Origin of the sequence: Mycolicibacterium arenosum, from assembly GCF_024320865.1 — a bacterium.
Lineage (GTDB): Bacteria > Actinomycetota > Actinomycetes > Mycobacteriales > Mycobacteriaceae > Mycobacterium > Mycobacterium arenosum.
Genome location: NZ_JANDBD010000004.1, coordinates 58,281 through 74,200 on the forward strand (window position 1 = coordinate 58,281; position 15,920 = coordinate 74,200).

Annotated in this window: 14 protein-coding genes; 6 read left to right on the plus strand and 8 right to left on the minus strand. The window is 67.8% G+C overall.

The window, feature by feature from the left end:
• The first annotated feature begins 53 nt into the window (after nucleotides 1–53).
• Nucleotides 54–788 carry an MgtC/SapB family protein gene (locus NM203_RS10390; RefSeq protein WP_255059802.1) on the plus strand — a complete coding sequence of 245 codons (735 nt, stop codon included), beginning with the start codon at nucleotides 54–56 and terminating at the stop codon, nucleotides 786–788.
• Here the strand turns inward: NM203_RS10390 and NM203_RS10395 are convergent.
• Both NM203_RS10395 and uvrB read right to left on the minus strand, forming a co-directional pair.
• Nucleotides 785–2,182, minus strand: coding sequence for an MFS transporter (locus NM203_RS10395; RefSeq protein ID WP_255059803.1), 1,398 nt, complete (start codon nucleotides 2,180–2,182; stop codon nucleotides 785–787). The two genes, NM203_RS10390 and NM203_RS10395, sit on opposite strands and share 4 nt — an antisense overlap.
• Before the next feature lie 65 nt (nucleotides 2,183–2,247).
• Complete coding sequence (gene uvrB, locus NM203_RS10400) at nucleotides 2,248–4,407, minus strand: excinuclease ABC subunit UvrB (protein WP_255059804.1); 2,160 nt, start codon at nucleotides 4,405–4,407, stop codon at nucleotides 2,248–2,250.
• Between the two features lie 70 nt (nucleotides 4,408–4,477).
• Here uvrB and NM203_RS10405 point away from each other — a divergent pair, with 70 nt between their 5' ends.
• Genes NM203_RS10405 through NM203_RS10415 form a run of 3 tightly spaced genes read left to right on the plus strand, consistent with a single transcriptional unit; the run spans nucleotide 4,478 to nucleotide 5,889 of the window.
• Entirely contained in the window at nucleotides 4,478–4,774 is a 297-nt protein-coding gene (locus NM203_RS10405) for a hypothetical protein (protein ID WP_255059805.1), read from the plus strand.
• 9 nt (nucleotides 4,775–4,783) lie between these two features.
• A complete protein-coding gene (locus tag NM203_RS10410; protein WP_255060391.1) occupies nucleotides 4,784–5,290 on the plus strand; it encodes a ribonuclease FAU-1 family protein in 507 nt (168 codons plus the stop codon).
• Nucleotides 5,291–5,301: 11 nt separating this feature from the next.
• On the plus strand, nucleotides 5,302–5,889 hold the full coding sequence (locus tag NM203_RS10415; protein WP_255059806.1) for a hypothetical protein: 588 nt from the start codon (nucleotides 5,302–5,304) through the stop codon (nucleotides 5,887–5,889).
• Between the two features lie 30 nt (nucleotides 5,890–5,919).
• Here the strand turns inward: NM203_RS10415 and NM203_RS10420 are convergent, their stop codons facing one another.
• The 4 genes from NM203_RS10420 to rpsA all read right to left on the minus strand — a co-directional run bounded on the left by NM203_RS10420 (nucleotide 5,920) and on the right by rpsA (nucleotide 10,174).
• The gene (locus NM203_RS10420; protein ID WP_255059807.1) at nucleotides 5,920–6,096 is read right to left on the minus strand and encodes a hypothetical protein; all 177 of its coding nucleotides are present in this window, start codon (nucleotides 6,094–6,096) and stop codon (nucleotides 5,920–5,922) included.
• Between the two features lie 92 nt (nucleotides 6,097–6,188).
• On the minus strand, nucleotides 6,189–7,367 hold the full coding sequence (gene coaE / locus NM203_RS10425; RefSeq protein WP_255059808.1) for a dephospho-CoA kinase: 1,179 nt from the start codon (nucleotides 7,365–7,367) through the stop codon (nucleotides 6,189–6,191).
• A 30-nt stretch (nucleotides 7,368–7,397) separates the two neighbouring features.
• Nucleotides 7,398–8,600, minus strand: a complete 1,203-nt coding sequence (aztD, locus tag NM203_RS10430) for a zinc metallochaperone AztD (RefSeq protein ID WP_255059810.1) — start codon at nucleotides 8,598–8,600, stop codon at nucleotides 7,398–7,400.
• A gap of 122 nt (nucleotides 8,601–8,722) precedes the next feature.
• A complete protein-coding gene (gene rpsA, locus NM203_RS10435; protein ID WP_255059811.1) occupies nucleotides 8,723–10,174 on the minus strand; it encodes a 30S ribosomal protein S1 in 1,452 nt (483 codons plus the stop codon).
• A 187-nt stretch (nucleotides 10,175–10,361) separates the two neighbouring features.
• Here rpsA and NM203_RS10440 point away from each other — a divergent pair, with 187 nt between their 5' ends.
• Together NM203_RS10440 and NM203_RS33320 are read left to right on the plus strand one after the other, a co-directional pair.
• The gene (locus NM203_RS10440) at nucleotides 10,362–11,540 is read left to right on the plus strand and encodes a PrsW family intramembrane metalloprotease (RefSeq protein ID WP_255059813.1); all 1,179 of its coding nucleotides are present in this window, start codon (nucleotides 10,362–10,364) and stop codon (nucleotides 11,538–11,540) included.
• 49 nt (nucleotides 11,541–11,589) lie between these two features.
• Nucleotides 11,590–12,246: a trimeric intracellular cation channel family protein gene (locus tag NM203_RS33320; RefSeq protein ID WP_255059814.1), complete on the plus strand. Its 657-nt coding sequence runs from the start codon at nucleotides 11,590–11,592 to the stop codon at nucleotides 12,244–12,246.
• Here the strand turns inward: NM203_RS33320 and polA are convergent.
• A complete protein-coding gene (polA, locus tag NM203_RS10450; RefSeq protein ID WP_255060392.1) occupies nucleotides 12,243–14,903 on the minus strand; it encodes a DNA polymerase I in 2,661 nt (886 codons plus the stop codon). The genes NM203_RS33320 and polA overlap by 4 nt on opposite strands.
• An 82-nt stretch (nucleotides 14,904–14,985) precedes the next feature.
• Nucleotides 14,986–15,870: a LysR family transcriptional regulator gene (locus tag NM203_RS10455; protein WP_255059816.1), complete on the minus strand. Its 885-nt coding sequence runs from the start codon at nucleotides 15,868–15,870 to the stop codon at nucleotides 14,986–14,988.
• Between the last annotated feature and the right edge of the window lie 50 nt (nucleotides 15,871–15,920).

Genomic DNA, 15,920 nt, shown 5'->3' on the forward strand with positions numbered 1-15,920 from the left:
CCGCGACCGTTTGAATCGGCCTGATCGCTAGCGCCAGGCGCTAACTTGTCCCCATGCAGGAGTTGCTTGCCGATCCCCCGTTCTTCGGCGGCCCCGGACAGGGCACCCGCCAGATCGTCGAGTTGTTCGTCGCCTTCGGGCTCACCGCACTCATCGGCCTGGAGCGCGAGATTCAGGGCAAGAGCGCGGGCCTGCGCACGCAGACCATCGTCGGAACCGCCGCCGCGCTCATCCTGCTCGTCAGCAAGTACGGCTTCCAGGATGTCCTTCAACCCGACCTCGTCGTGGTCGATCCGTCCCGCGTCGCAGCTCAGATCGTCTCGGGCATCGGTTTTCTCGGAGCCGGCATCATCATCTTCCGGCGCGGCTCGGTCCACGGCCTGACGACGGCGGCGGCGGTGTGGGAGTCCGCCGCCATCGGCATGGCGGCGGGCTCCGGCCTGCTCCTGCTGGCCTGCACCGTGACGGCGATGCACTTCATGATCGTGCTCGGGTTCATGCCGTTCGCTCGACGGCTGGCGGCTCGGCTCAGCGGTTCGATTCAGGTGCACATCACCTACGAGGACGGCCGCGGGGTCTTGCGCAACATCCTGGAAGCGTGTCGCAGGCGCAACTGGCAGCTGACAGAACTCGCCGCCGACCCGCCGGGTGAACCGCTCGGGGCCCCCGCTGGACACGTCGGCGTGCAGCTCACGCTGAGCGGCACCGGGATCCTGAAGGCGCCGATGCTGCTCGCCGACATCGACGGGGTGTCCGGCGTGCGGCAACTCGACGAGGATCCCGACTAGACCGCGGTGCGCCCCCGACCGGCGCGATAGGACGCGATCACGCCGAGCAGCGCCAGTGCCGCGAAGATTGCGAACGCCCAGCGCGACGCATCCGCGCCGCCGTGCGCATTCGCATTCACCACGATGCCTGCGAGGCCGGCACCGAACGCACCGAAGATCAGCTGCACCGTGTTGATCGCCGCCGCAGCGCGGCCGCCCTCGGCCGGATCGTCGACGCCACCCATCGCCCACGCCGATAGGTGCGGCCAGGCCATCCCGACGCCACAGCCGGTGATCACCAGCGCGACCACCCAGATCGTCACGACCCCCAGCGGCGCGTCGTCGACCTGCGTCAGGGCCGCCAGCGCCAGGCCGGTGGCCATGACGAGCGGGGCGACCGCCACGATGCGGCGGACGGTCCGCGCTGCGGTCGCCGACGCACTGGTGATCTCGCTGACCGTCCATCCGACCGCCAGCGACACTCCGAGAAAGCCGGCGGCCACCGGCGTCAGTCCGGCCAACCGCTGACCGAACAGCGGCACGTACAGATCGACCATCGTCGCCGCCATCAGCACGCCCAGCGTCAGGTAGACCCACTTCAGCGGGCCCGGCCGGAACGCGGTCGGCGGCAGCACCGAGGCCGACACCCGACGGTCGACGACGAGGAAGAGCGCCACCAGCGCGGCCCCCGCGCCGAGAAGCACCGCCGTCCAGACGATGTCGCTGGGAATGCCCGCAACGCTGACGACGAGGGCGGCCGATCCCAGCAGCAGCAGCGACCACACCGGAATCCGGTCGGTCGCCGTCGCGGCGGCACGCGTCCGAGCGGGCAGCGCGAACGGCACCAGCGCGGCGATGATCATCGTCATCACCAGCAGGGCGCCGAACGCCCAGCGCCACGAACCGTACTGGGCGAACAGGCCGCCCGCGGCGGGGCCGAGGAGCGTCCCCACTCCCCACATCGCCGAGACGAGCGCCGACGCCTTCGTCCAGAGGGATTGCGGCAGAGCCGAGTTGATGACGGCGTAGCCGAGCCCGGCGATGAGACCACCCGCCGCACCCTGGACCACGCGCCCCACCAGCAGCAGTTCCATCGACGGCGCCAATGCGCACAGCAGGCTGCCGAGCCCGAACACCGAGAGCCCCGCCAGATAGGACCACCGCGGGCCGAGGCGGGCCAGCGTCGCACTCACCGTCGTAGCGGCGACCACCGAGGCGACCAGGTAGACCGTGGTCACCCACGCGTACAGGCGCTGACCGCCGATCTCGGCGACCGTGCTGGGGAGCAGGCTGATCGTGAGGAACTCGTTGGTGGCGTAGAGCGCCACACCACCGGCCAGCACCGTGGAGGCGCCCAGGTTCTTCGGCCCGAGAAGCTCGCGCCACCCGCCCGTCGGGGCGTCGATCTGCGTCATGCCGCACACGCTATGAGCTCAACCACGGTTGAGATCAAGCGGTGGGAGAACCGGGTGCCTCCCGACTACTTCAGGCCCGCGGCATCCATGCCGCGCAGCTCCTTCTTGAGGTCCTGAATCTCGTCGCGAATCCGGGCGGCGAGTTCGAACTGCAGATCGCGTGCGGCGGTCATCATCTGCTCGGTGAGGTCCTTGATGAGGTCGGCGAGTTCGGCTCGCGGCATGTTCGACGTGTCGCGTCCCTCCACCACGCCCGCGCTGACGGCGCGACCCGGCTCGCCCTGCGCGCGCCTGCCGCGCGACGAGTTGCGTCCGGAACCGCCGACCTCGACTCGTTCGGTGTCGTCGGCCTCGCGGTAGACCTGATCCAGAATGTCGGCGATCTTCTTGCGCAGCGGAGTCGGGTCGATGCCGTGGGCCTCGTTGTAGGCGATCTGCTTCGCGCGCCGGCGATCGGTCTCGTCGATCGCCTGCTTCATCGAGTCGGTCATCGTGTCCGCGTACATGTGCACCTCGCCGGACACGTTGCGCGCCGCGCGGCCGATGGTCTGGATGAGGCTGCGCGGTGACCGCAGGAAGCCCTCCTTGTCGGCGTCGAGGATCGCCACCAACGACACCTCCGGCAGGTCCAGCCCCTCGCGCAGCAGGTTGATGCCGACCAGCACGTCGTACTCGCCCAGCCGGAGCTGACGGAGTAGTTCGACGCGGCGGAGCGTGTCGACCTCGGAGTGCAGATAGCGCACCCGGATGCCGGTTTCCAGCAGGTAGTCGGTGAGGTCCTCGGCCATCTTCTTGGTCAGCGTGGTGACCAGAACGCGCTCGTCGCGCTCGGTGCGCTGCCGGATCTCGGCGATGAGGTCGTCGATCTGACCCTTGGTCGGCTTCACGATCACCTGCGGGTCGACCAGCCCGGTCGGCCGGATGACCTGCTCGACGAACTCGCCGCCGGCCTGGCTGATCTCGTACGCACCGGGGGTGGCCGACAGGTACACGGTCTGACCGATTCGGTCGGCGAACTCCTCCCACGTCAGCGGGCGGTTGTCGACCGCCGAGGGGAGTCGGAAGCCGAAGTCGACGAGGTTGCGCTTGCGGGACATGTCCCCCTCGTACATGCCGCCGATCTGCGGCACCGTGACGTGCGACTCGTCGATCACCAGCAGGAAGTCCTCGGGGAAGTAGTCGATCAGCGTCGCGGGCGCCGTGCCCGGCCCCCGGCCGTCGATGTGGCGCGAGTAGTTCTCGATCCCCGAGCAGAAGCCGACCTGCTTCATCATCTCGACGTCGTAGTTGGTGCGCATGCGCAACCGCTGCGCCTCCAGGAGCTTGCCCTGGCCCTCGAGTTCGGCCAGGCGCTCCTCCAACTCCTTCTCGATGGACGAGATGGCCATCGCCATCCGCTCCGGGCCGGCGACGTAGTGCGTCGCCGGGAACACCCGCAGCGAGTCGACCTTGCGGACGACGTCACCGGTCAGCGGGTGCATGTAGTACAGGGCCTCGATCTCGTCGCCGAAGTACTCGATGCGGACGGCGAGTTCCTCATACGACGGGATGATCTCCACGGTGTCGCCGCGCACCCGGAACGAGCCGCGGGTGAAGGCCATGTCGTTGCGCGTGTACTGGACGTCGACGAGCATCCGCAGCAGGCCGTCGCGCGGCACCTCCTGGCCCACCTGCAGTTCGACGGAGCGGTCCAGGTAGGACTGCGGCGTGCCGAGGCCGTAGATGCAGGACACCGAGGCCACCACGACGACGTCCCGCCGCGACAGCAGGCTCGACGTCGCCGAGTGACGCAACCGTTCGACGTCGTCGTTGATCGAGCTGTCCTTCTCGATGTAGGTGTCCGTCTGAGCGATGTAAGCCTCGGGCTGATAGTAGTCGTAGTACGACACGAAGTACTCGACGGCGTTGTGCGGCAACATCTCTCGCAGCTCATTGGCGAGCTGGGCGGCGAGCGTCTTGTTGGGCGCCATCACCAGCGTGGGTCGCTGCAGCCGTTCGATGAGCCAGGCCGTCGTCGCCGACTTACCGGTGCCGGTGGCGCCGAGAAGCACGACGTCGCGCTCCCCCGCCTGAATGCGACGTTCCAACTCCGCGATCGCCGCCGGCTGGTCGCCGGCGGGTTCGTACTCGCTGACGACCTTGAAGTCGGCGCCGGTACGCACGACCGAGTCGACGGGGCGGTACTCGGAGTGCGCCAGCACGGGGTATTCGGTCGCGAAGGCCATGGTCCCCAGGTTAAGCGCGTAGTCCGACACATTCATTCCGGTGGTCGGGCCGCCGTCGTACGCTGGCGCCGTGCCAGCACCCGTCCGCGTCGCACTGCGCCTGCTCGGCTTGCTGTTGTTGCTGCTCAGCGCCGCGTGCCTGGTGCTGGTATTCGTGCCGGGGCCGCGCGCTGTCGCCGAGGTACTCGGTGTCAGTTGCGCCTACAGCCGAAACGGTCCGTCCGAGCAGTGCAGCAGTTGGGACGCGGTGAAGCTGCTGTGGACCGGGGTGTGGGTGTTCGCGATCCTCGGCCTGGTGCTCCGGCTGACCACCCGGCGGCCGGGGCAGGGACCCCGCGTGCTCGACCTGCGGCGGCTCCGGGGCTGACCGATGCCGATTCACCCGCCGAAACGGGAGACGTTCGACGTCGAGGCGTACACCAACACCGACCCCAAGGGCATCGTGCGCGCCGTCGACGTCTACGTCGAGCAACCATGGGGCCTGTACATGGCCAGGCCCACTCCGGGACGGCAGCAGTTCCACTACCTGGAGTCGTGGCTGTTGCCGTCACTCGGGTTGCGGGCCACGATCTTCCACTTCAATCCGGGGTACGAACGCGTTCAGGACTACTACCTCGACGTCGGGCGGTTCACCAGGGACGGCGCGGTGTGGACCGCCGAGGATCACTATCTGGACCTGGTGGTGCGCACCGGTCTGGAGGCGTCGATGACCGATGTGGACGAGTTCACCGCCGCCGTGGCAGGAGGGCTGCTGGACACCGAATCCGCAGATGAGGCCCTCTCCACGGCCTTCGCGGCGGTGGACGGGCTGGCTCGGCACGACTACGACCTGGACCGGTGGTTGGCAAGCCGCGAAATGGTTCTCACCTGGCGTTCGGCGTAAGGTTTGATCTTATGACCGCTACCAAGGTAGCGCGGCTAACCGTTTCGGTAGCCGCCGTGCTGACGATCGGCGCCTCGACGACCGCGCCGATCGCGCTGGCCCAGCCCGATCCCGACGTGCCGCCGGCTCCCGCGCCCGCCGCGGACGTCCAGCCCCAACCGGAGTTCGGCCCCGGCCCTCACAACGTCATCTACCGGGCCCGCGTCGACGGGGTCTCGCGCGGGGCGTCGATCACGTACAAGCTGTCCGACACCGAATTCAACACCGCCGACCCGACCATGGTCCCCGGCCGGATGTTCGAGGCCACAGGTGTCGTCACCGATCCGCAGAACGCCGGCATGCAGGTGTCGATCCAGTGGCCGTACACCGCCAGCCTGCACTGCGAGATCCTGGTGGACGATCAGGTCGTCGCGCAGGCCGACCAGTTCGTCGCGCCGCGTTTCACACCTCAGCGCAACGACCCGGGGTACGGCATTCTCAGCTGCGGAACGGTGACGAACTTCCCGACCGGCAACACCGAGCCGGTGGATGCGCCGCTGCCTGCCGATGTGCCGCCCGCCGAACCGGCACCCCCGGTCGTGACCGCTCCCCCGGCCTAGCGAGCATCGGCAGCGCGGACGCGGCCCCTGTCACCAGCCGAAGCCGGCGTCGACGCTGTGACCGTGCGTCGCCGTGAGCGGATCGGGTTCATCGCCGGCGGGCGGCCCCACCGAGAGCAGCACCGCCAGCCCGATGGCTGCGAGAACCGCGGCGCCCATGTTCCGGCACACCGCCACGTCCTCGTTGCGAGCGTTTTCGGCCGCCATGGTCCACTCCTCCGGATGGCGGCTCCCGGTGAGCCGCGCTGTCGATGGGAGTGATGAAACCCGGCGATTCTCGCAGTTTTCTTGGAGCCGGTTCAGGGTCGCCAGTTGGTGGCGTCAGCCCACGCCGACGCGCGGCGGTACGCATCGGCGAACCAGGGTTCCTTCGCGTCGGCGTACGAGTCCGGCGTGGCGTGACCCTCGGCGGCGACCCGCCGCTTGAGCCCCTGATACTCGTCGCGTGCTGCGGATTCGGCTCGAAGCCAGTCACGGAACAGCAGCGCGAATCGCTGATTGGGCCACCCGTCGACCCGCACGTGCACGTTGGTCAGTCGGCCCGGATCGGCCGAGGCGTGAAAGCGCTTCTGCCACAACGACTCGTCATCGGAATGCGGATGGTCGAACACGATCGAATCCACCCGCGGATAGCCCGCGGCGACCAGTGCGTCCCGCAGTTCGTCGGCGACGTCGAGCGACGACACGGTCACCTGGACGTCGATGACGTCCTTGGCGTCCAGTCCCGGCACAGCCGTCGAACCGATGTGGTCGATCCGGACCGCGCGGTGTCCGCACGCCGTCGTGAGCCGGTTGACGATGCGGGTGGCCTGCTCGGGCCACGTCGGATCCGCGGCGACCAACACCGGCGGGGCCGTGGCCGGGATCCCGGCGTCGAGGTTGCGCGCGAACGGCTGGATGCGGTCGTGCCACAGCGCCGCAGCCCGTGTCCGCAGCTCATCGGCGTCTCCGGAGTTGTCCAGCCACACGTCGGCGACGGCGCGTCGCTGCTCGACGGTGGCCTGTGCCCGGATCCGCGCGCGCGCGTCCTCCTCGCTGAACCCGCGGTGCTCGATGAGCCGCGCCACCCGCACCTCCTCGTCGGCGTGCACGATGATCACCAGCGGGAACATCGGCGCCATCTGCGATTCGACCAGCAGCGGGATGTCCTCGACGATGACGGCATCCGCCGGAGCGGCCGCGATCAGTTCCTCACGGCGCTTGCCGACCAACGGGTGCACGATGCCGTTGAGCGTCTGGCGTTTGTCGTCGTCGCTGAACGCCACAGCGGCCAGCGCCGGTCTGTTGAGCGCCCCGTCCGGCAGCAGGATCTCCTCGCCGAACGCCTCCACGAGCCTGGCGAGCCCATCGGTGCCGGGTTCGACGACCTCGCGGGCGATCACGTCGCCGTCGACGACGATGCCTCCCAGCTCACTGAACGTCGCGGACACCGTCGACTTGCCGGCGCCGATCCCGCCGGTCAACCCAATGCGCAGCACGGCACCAGTCTGTCAGCCAGGTGATCGCGATCAGCCCTCGACACCGGTGAGTTCGATCGTCGGATGTTCGAGCATGGTCTCGGCCACCGTCGATCCGGAACCGAGGTCGACGGCCACCAGGCGACGTGTCGCGGGGTCCGTCACGTAGGCGACCCCGTCCTGCACGTGCAGGTTCGGCATCGGCGACTGCCACTCGTCTGGTTCGGTCCACGCGTCGATGACGGGGTGAGTGTGGATCTGCCGCGCAGAGGCCGCGTCGAAGACGTGCAGGGCACCGTCCGTGCCGAGGATGACGGCCTCGCCGGAGGGCCCGCGGTCGAGTGAGCGGAAACTGTAGCTCGCCTGCAGCGGCACCACACGCAGCGCACCGGTTGCGGTGTCGATCAGGGCGAAACGCTGTGGCCGTTCGGTTTCCGCGTCCGGGTCGGTCTTGTAGTCGCCGAGGACGACGGTCGAGCGTTCGTGGCCGGCCTGGTTTCCGATACGACCGTAGGGGTCCGGGCTGGCCACCTTCAGGATGTCGTTGCCGCGGACGATCAGGACTCCGTCCTCGCAGCCGAAGGTCAGGGCACCGTCGGCGGCAGCCGCTTCGCCGTGCACACCGGGGCATTCGTCGCTGGCGGCGATCTCGCGGCCGGATGCGTCGAGGATCGCCAGCCCGGAGCGGGTCTCCTCGTCGCCCACGCTGACGACGATCGACCCGTCGGCCCGTGCCACGGCGACGCCGTGGTGGGGTTCGCGGGTCAGCGCGTCGGTCGTCGCGGTGCCGCCGTCGAGGAGGTCGTCGGGATCGACGACGTCGATGGCACCGGTGCCGTCGCTGAACAGTGTGAGCCTGTCGTCGTGAGCGACGACGTGGCCGGGTTCGCTACCGCCGAATCGAATTCCGGTGAGCAGCGGCGGCGCCGTGTAGTGGTGACCGTGGTCGCCGTGTTCGTCGGTCCAGGTGCCCATGTCGAGGACCGTGAAACCCTCCGATTGGGACACCAGCACGTGTCGGCCGTTGGCTGCCGGGTTCAGCCGCACGAACCCGTCGACGGGAATGTCGGCGATGGGGTTGAGGGTGCGCGCATCGACGACGAGCACGCCGCCGTCGTAGCTCAGGGCCAGCCGGGGTGTGGCCGATCCGCGCTCGATCGGGGCGGGAGCCGTCGTCGGCGGCGGGTCGGCCTGGTCAGCGGCGCACCCCGCCGTGAGAAGCGACGCGGACAGGACGGCGAGGACTCGTTTCACAGCGGGGAGTCAACCAACTAATGAAAATCATTGTCAAAAAGCGATACGTGCACGTATCCTCAACCCCCACAACGAAAAACGTCCCGGCTCCGAGGAGCCGGGACGTTCTCGCGTTGCTGTGACTAGGCGTTGCCCGCCAGCTTCTCGCGCAGCGCGGCGAGCTGCGCGTCGCTGGCGAGCGTGCCGCCGGACGGCTCGCCCGAGCTCGACGACGAGGACGACGTGCCGTTCGTGGCAGGCCGGCTGGCGGCCTCCGCGTCGGCCGCGGCGAACTTCTCCATCTGGGCGGTGTGCATCTTGTGACGACGCTCGGCCTCGGCGTACCGGGCCTCCCACTCGTCACGCTGCTTCTCGAAGCCCTCGAGCCATTCGTTGGTCTCGGAGTCGAAGCCCTCGGGGAAGATGTAGTTGCCCGCGTCGTCGTAGCTGTCGGCCATGCCGTACTTCGAGGGGTCGAACTCCTCGGTGTAGTCCTCGTTGGCCTGCTTGAGGCTCAGCGAGATACGGCGCCGGTCCAGGTCGATGTCGATGACCTTGACCATGGCGTCGTCGCCGACCTGGACCACCTGGTCCGGGACCTCGACGTGACGCTCGGACAGCTCCGAGATGTGCACCAGGCCCTCGATGCCCTCCTCGACGCGAACGAACGCACCGAACGGCACCAGCTTGGTGACCTTGCCGGGCACGATCTGACCGATCGCGTGGGTACGCGCGAAGTGGCGCCACGGATCTTCCTGAGTCGCCTTGAGCGACAGCGAAACCCGCTCGCGATCCATGTCGACGTCGAGGACCTCGACGGTGACCTCGTCGCCGACCTGGACGACCTCGGACGGGTGATCGATGTGCTTCCAGGACAGCTCGGAGACGTGAACCAGACCGTCGACGCCGCCGAGATCGACGAACGCGCCGAAGTTGACGATCGAGCTGACGACACCCTTGCGGATCGCGCCCTTGGTGAGCTGGTTGAGGAACTCGCTGCGCACCTCGGACTGGGTCTGCTCCAGCCAGGCGCGGCGGCTCAGCACCACGTTGTTGCGGTTCTTGTCGAGTTCGATGATCTTGGCCTCGATCTCCTTGCCGATGTACGGCTGAAGATCGCGGACGCGACGCATTTCGACGAGCGACGCGGGCAGGAAGCCGCGCAGGCCGATGTCGAGGATCAGGCCGCCCTTGACGACCTCGATGACGGTGCCCTTGACGGCCTCGTCCTTCTCCTTGAGTTCTTCGATGGTGCCCCAGGCACGCTCGTACTGAGCGCGCTTCTTGGACAGAATCAGTCGGCCTTCCTTGTCCTCCTTGGTGAGAACGAGGGCTTCGACCTCATCGCCGACGGACACAACCTCATTGGGGTCGACGTCGTGCTTGATGGAGAGTTCGCGAGAAGGGATGACCCCTTCGGTCTTGTAACCGATATCGAGCAGAACCTCGTCGCGGTCCACCTTGACGATGGTCCCTTCGACGATGTCGCCATCGTTGAAGTACTTGATGGTCTTGTCGATGGCGGCGAGGAAGTCCTCCGCAGAGCCGATGTCGTTGAGGGCTACTTGCGGTGAGGTGACAGAGGGACTTGGCATGTGGTGGGTGGCTCCGGACAGGTGTGATCGTAGGGACGTTTACTGTTGGTTTTCGACGCGCGAGCGCCGAGATGGTGCTGTGCACTCGCAATCGTGCACAGACGAGTACTCGTCGAGACTACTCGCCTGGGTACTAGCTGGACAAACCGGGTTCTGAACGGTCCCTCTCGCCCGATATCCTCCCGGCGTGACGTATGCCGCGACGCCGCAGCCCCCCGCTCACCCACAGCAGTTCGTCCCACCGCTCCCGCGGCGCATCCGCAAAGTCGGGGCGCCGCTCGCCGCGATCATCGCCATGGGCACCGTCGCGGGCCTCATCGTGCTGTTGTTCGTGTTGGTCAACCCCGTCGGCGCGGTGATCGGAATCGTTCTCGCGACCGCCGCGCTGCTGGTGGTGGTCTGGACGTTCGTCTGGTTGGACCGCTACGAGCCCGAGCCGCCACGGCTCGTGGTGATGGCCTTCGTCTGGGGTGCGTCCGTGGCCGTCGTCTTCTCGGTCGGATTGGAGATGGTGTTCGAGGCGCTGGCCGTGCCGTTGCTCGGACCCGAAACGGCCAGCGCCGCGACGGTGGCGCTCGGCGCTCCGCTTGTCGAGGAGGCGCTCAAGGGCGCGTTCCTGCTGCTCATGCTGACGGGAAGACGCCGCCAGGAGCTGAACTCGCTGACCGACTGCCTGGTCTACGCGGGGATAACGGCGATCGGCTTCGCCTGGGTCGAGAACATCATGTACATCGCAGGCGGCGCCGACGTCGGAGAGGCCCTGGTGACCGCGGGTCTTCGGCTGATCATGGGGCCGTTCGCCCATCCGCTGTTCACGCTGTCGATCGGCGTCGGCGTCTACTTCGCGATGCACCGGCACAACGTCTTCGCCAAGATCGGCTGCATCCTGCTCGGCTACCTGGGCGCGGTGTTCATGCACGGGTTGTGGAACGGCTCGACGGTGATCGGCATCGAGACCTACTTCGTCGTCTACCTGGTCTGGATGGTGCCGTGCTTCGGGCTGGCCGTCTGGCTGGCCGTCGCCAGCCGGCGTCACGAACAGCGCCTCGCGGCCACCAAGCTGCCGGGCATGGTCGCCGCCAACCTGGTGACCGCCAACGAGGCGACGTGGCTCGGGTCGATCAAAACCCGCAAGGCCGCTATCGCCGAGGTGACCAGGCGCGGGGGTAAGGCCGCCGCCAAGCCGGTGAAGGCCTTCGCCGCTCAGGTGGTCGAACTCGCCTTCGTTCGCGACCGCATCGATCGCGGCTTCAGCGACGAGCGCGTGGTCGCGCTGCAGAACGAGGAGGCGTACTGGGTGCTGGCGGCCCGGTCGGCCGCCCCCGGTTTGCAGTATCTGGCCGACTACCGCGCGCCGGGCACGTAGCTCAGCAACTCGTCAGAGCAGTCCCGGGGTCCGGCCGTAGCGTGCGGCCGTGATCCAACACATCGTCAACTACGCCGGCATCGCGGTGCTGGCCGCATCGGGTGCGGTGGTCGGCATCCGCAAGGGATTCGACCTGTTCGGGATCGCAGCGCTCGCCGCGCTCACCGGAACCGGTGGGGGCGTGCTACGCGACCTGCTGTTGGGCGTCGACCCGCCGACCTCGCTGCAACGCTGGCCCGATGTCACGCTCTGCGTCGTCGTGTCGATCGCCACCACCGTCTTCGCGAGGCTCGTCATCAAGCTCACCCAGCTGGTTCTGGTCCTCGACGCGCTCGGTATGGGTTTCTTCGCGACGTCCGGCGCGGCGATCTCCGTGGACCACGGCGCCACCTGGTTCGCCGCAGCCCTGCTCGGAATCGTGTCGGCGATCGCGGGCAGCGTCATGCGCGACGTCGTAGCCCGCGACGTGCCGATGGTGATGGGGCCCGACGACATGTATGCGGCCCCGGCGGTTCTGGGCTCGGTGCTCTACGTCCTCGTCGACCACGTCGGAGCCCAGTGGCTGGGTGTGGTCATCGGGTCGACGGTCGCCACGGTCCTGCGGCTCGCGGCGATCACGTTCCACTGGCGCCTGCCGACCGGCCCCTACGAGTTGATCGCCCACGAACACCGCGAGCGGATCGAACAGCGGACCTCGAACGCCTAGTGCGCTGCGGCATCCCAGCTTCGGCCGTACCCGACCGAGACCTCGAGCGGAACGTCGAGGTGGTAGGCGCTGCCCATCTTGTCGCGCACCAGCTTCTCGAGTGCGTCGCGCTCGCCGTCGGCGACCTCGAACAGCAGTTCGTCGTGCACCTGCAGCAGCATGCGCGACGCCAACCCGGACTCCTTGATGGCCGTGTCGACGTTGATCATCGCGACCTTGATGATGTCGGCGGCGCTGCCCTGGATCGGCGCGTTGAGCGCGGCCCGTTCCGCGGCTTCGCGGACGTTGCGATTGCTGCTGTCGAGCTCCGGCAGGTACCGCCTGCGTCCGAACACCGTCGACGTGTAGCCGTCCTTGCGTGCCTGGTCGACGACGTCGCGCAGGTAGTCGCGGATGCCGCCGAACCGCGAGAAGTACTGCTCCATCTGAACTTTCGCCTCTTCGGTGCTGATCTTCAGCTGGGCGGCCAGGCCGTAGGCGCTGAGTCCGTACGCCAGTCCGTACGACATGGCCTTCACCCTGCGTCGCAGTTCGGCGTTGACGTCGTCGATCGGCACGTCGAAGGCGCGAGACGCCACGAACGAATGGAGGTCCTCACCGGTGTTGAACGCCTCGATGAGTCCGGCGTCGCCCGAAAGGTGCGCCATGATCCGCATTTCGATCTGGCTGTAGTCGGCGGTCATCAGTTCGGCGTAACCGTCGCCGACGACGAAACCGTTGCGGATCTCCCGTCCGGCCTCGGTGCGGATCGGGATGTTCTGCAGATTCGGCTCGGTCGACGACAACCTGCCCGTCGCGGCGATGGTCTGATTGAACGTGGTGTGAATTCGGCCGTCCGCGGCGGTCGACGCGAGCAGCCCGTCGACGGTGACCTTGAGCCGGGTCGCATCGCGGTGCGCGAGCAGGTGCTGCAGGAACGGATGGCCGGTCTTGTCGAACAGGCCCTGCAACGCATCGGCGTCGGTGGTGTACCCCGTCTTGGTGCGCTTGGTCTTCGGCATCTCCAGCTCGTCGAAGAGCACGACCTGCAGCTGCTTCGGCGAGCCGAGGTTGATCTGCTTGCCGATCACCGCGTACGCCGCCTCCGCCGCGTCGCGGATCTGGTCGGCGAACGTGCTCTGCAGCGCGCGGAGCAGATCGAGGTCGACCGCGATTCCGACGTGCTCGAGTTCGGCCAGCACGCGTTGGACCGGCAACTCCATCTGACCGAGCAGCGCCGACGAGTCGATGCGCGCCAGTTCCTCGTCGAGAGCTTCGGCGAGATCGGCCACCGCCGACGCCCGCAGCAGCAGGGTCTGGACAGCCTGATCGTCGACGCCGTCCGCGTCATCGAGCAACGAAAGCTGTTGCTGCTCAGGATTGTCCGCGCGCAATTCGCGTTTGAGGTAGCGCAGGGAGAGATCGTCGAGCGCGAAGCTGCGCTGGCCCGGCCGGACCAGGTAGGCGGCCAGTGCGGTGTCGGAGGTGACGCCGTTCAGCGTCCAGCCACGGCCCGCGAGGTCGTGCATCGCCAGCTTCGCCTCGTGCAACGCCTTCTGCGCGCCCCGGTCGGCCAGCCAGGAGGCCAGCGCGGCCTCGTCGTCGGAATCGATGGTGGCCGTGTCGATGTAGCAGCCCTCGCCGTCGGCGGCGACGATCGCCAGAGCGGTTGCGTCGGAGTCGAACGCCCGGTGGCTTCCGACGACGGCCAACCCGAAGCGCTTACCCCGACTGTGCTCCGCGAGCCACTCGGGCAGCGCACCCGGCTCCAGGACCCCGCCGCGAATGTCGAATCCCTCCTCGACCTCGGGGTCGGCCGACGCCAGCGTGTCGAAGAGTCGGTCACGCAGCACCCGGAACTCGAGATCGTCGAACAGGCGGTGGATCTGGTCGCGGTCCCACGGTTGCATCTTCAGCGTGTCCGGCGTCTGCGGCAGCGGCACGTCCTTGACCAGATCGGTCAGCTCGCGGTTCAGGATGACGTGGGAGAGGTTGGCGCGCAATGCATCCCCGACCTTCCCCTTGACCTTGTCGACGTTGTCCACCAGCGACTGCAGCGAGCCGTATTCGACGATCCACTTCGACGCGGTCTTCTCCCCCACCCCCGGAATGCCCGGCAGGTTGTCACTGGGGTCGCCACGCAGCGCGGCGAAGTCGGGGTACTGGGTGGGCGTGAGCCCGTACTTCTCGACCACGGCATCGGGGGTGAACCGGGTCAACTCGCTGACGCCCTTGCGCGGGTACAGCACGGTCACGTCGTCGCTGACGAGTTGCAGCGAGTCGCGGTCGCCGGTCACGACCAGGACCCGGTAGCCCTCCTGCTCGGCCTGCGTCGCGAGCGTCGCGATGATGTCGTCGGCCTCGAAGCCGGGCTCCGCCAGCGTGGTGATGCCGAGTGCGCCCAGCACCTCCTTCGTGATGTCGATCTGGCCGCGGAACTCGTCCGGCGTGGAGGCCCGCCCTTCTTTGTAGCCCGGGTACCTATCCTTGCGGAACGTCTGCCGCGACACGTCGAACGCCGCGGCGATGTGGCTGGGCTGCTCGTCACGCAGCAGGTTGATGAGCATGGCGGTGAAGCCGTACACGGCGTTGGTGGTCAGACCGCCCCTGGTCTTGAAATTCTCCGCAGGCAGCGCATAGAACGCTCGAAACGCCAGCGAATTGCCGTCTAACAGCATCAACGTCTGTTTGGTATCAGTCACTGCCGAACTCACAGCCCCACTCTATGCAGTGGCACCGACGTCGCTTCGTCCGCCAGCGTCAGTCGCCGCTGCGAGTGGCCTGATGTCGCGCCCGTTCGCACAGCAGTCGCGCCGCCGGATTCGTCATGTCGCGCCGCCAGGCCCACGCCAACCGGCCGTGCAACGCCGGGGCCAGCGACACCGCGTGCAGTCCGGGGCGGTCGCGCGCCATCGATTCGGGCAGAATCGCCACCCCGAGACCGTGCTCGGCCAATTCGGCGAGTTCCAGCGGATTGGTGGCCTCGAAGGCGATGCGCGGAGTGACTCCCGCTGCGGCACAGGCGGAGTCGAGCCGCGAGCGCAGACCGGTACCCATCGGCAGTGAGATCAGCGGATACCTGCACAGCACGTCCAGCGGCACTGATTTCCGACGGGCAAGCGGATGGTCGACGGCGACCGCGGCCTCGATCGCCTCGTCGGTGATCACGTGCAGGTCCAGGTCCGACGGGTCCGCGTCGAGGCCGATCGACACGATGGCGAGGTCCAGTCGGCCGGCGGCCAGTTCGTCGAGCAGGACATCGGACGTGTCCGTGCCCAGCGTCATCTCGACATCCGGGTAGTCGCTGTGGAAGGCGGCCATCAGACCGGCCACATCCACCGGGTGCAGCGTCACGGTGCCGATCGCCACCGAGCCACGGACCAGATCGGCGACCTCGTCGACCGCACGCTGGGCGTCCCGAACGGCGGCCAGAGCAGCGCGCGCGTACGGCAGCATCGCGGCGCCGGCGCCGGTGAGCCGCACGTCGCGGCTGGACCGCGTCAGCAGGGGTTGACCGACGTGGCGTTCCAGACGCCGGATCTGCGCGCTGACCGCGGGTTGGGCCACGCGCTCGCGCTGAGCCGCCCTGGTGAAACTGCGCTCCTCGACGACCGCGACGAAGTACTCGAGCTGACGTAGCTCCATAAGCGCTGATTATAGATAACAGACGTAGACGGTATTGGACTTATCCATCC

What these genes read in the sequence shown, in the direction of transcription:
- NM203_RS10390 (WP_255059802.1), top strand. Translation starts at nt 54, where the DNA reads ATGCAGGAGTTGCTTGCCGATCCCCCGTTCTTCGGCGGCCCCGGACAG.
- NM203_RS10395 (WP_255059803.1), bottom strand. Translation starts at nt 2,182, where the DNA reads ATGACGCAGATCGACGCCCCGACGGGCGGGTGGCGCGAGCTTCTCGGG.
- uvrB (WP_255059804.1), bottom strand. Translation starts at nt 4,407, where the DNA reads ATGGCCTTCGCGACCGAATACCCCGTGCTGGCGCACTCCGAGTACCGC.
- NM203_RS10415 (WP_255059806.1), top strand. Translation starts at nt 5,302, where the DNA reads ATGACCGCTACCAAGGTAGCGCGGCTAACCGTTTCGGTAGCCGCCGTG.
- NM203_RS10420 (WP_255059807.1), bottom strand. Translation starts at nt 6,096, where the DNA reads ATGGCGGCCGAAAACGCTCGCAACGAGGACGTGGCGGTGTGCCGGAAC.
- rpsA (WP_255059811.1), bottom strand. Translation starts at nt 10,174, where the DNA reads ATGCCAAGTCCCTCTGTCACCTCACCGCAAGTAGCCCTCAACGACATC.
- polA (WP_255060392.1), bottom strand. Translation starts at nt 14,903, where the DNA reads ATGCTGTTAGACGGCAATTCGCTGGCGTTTCGAGCGTTCTATGCGCTG.
- NM203_RS10455 (WP_255059816.1), bottom strand. Translation starts at nt 15,870, where the DNA reads ATGGAGCTACGTCAGCTCGAGTACTTCGTCGCGGTCGTCGAGGAGCGC.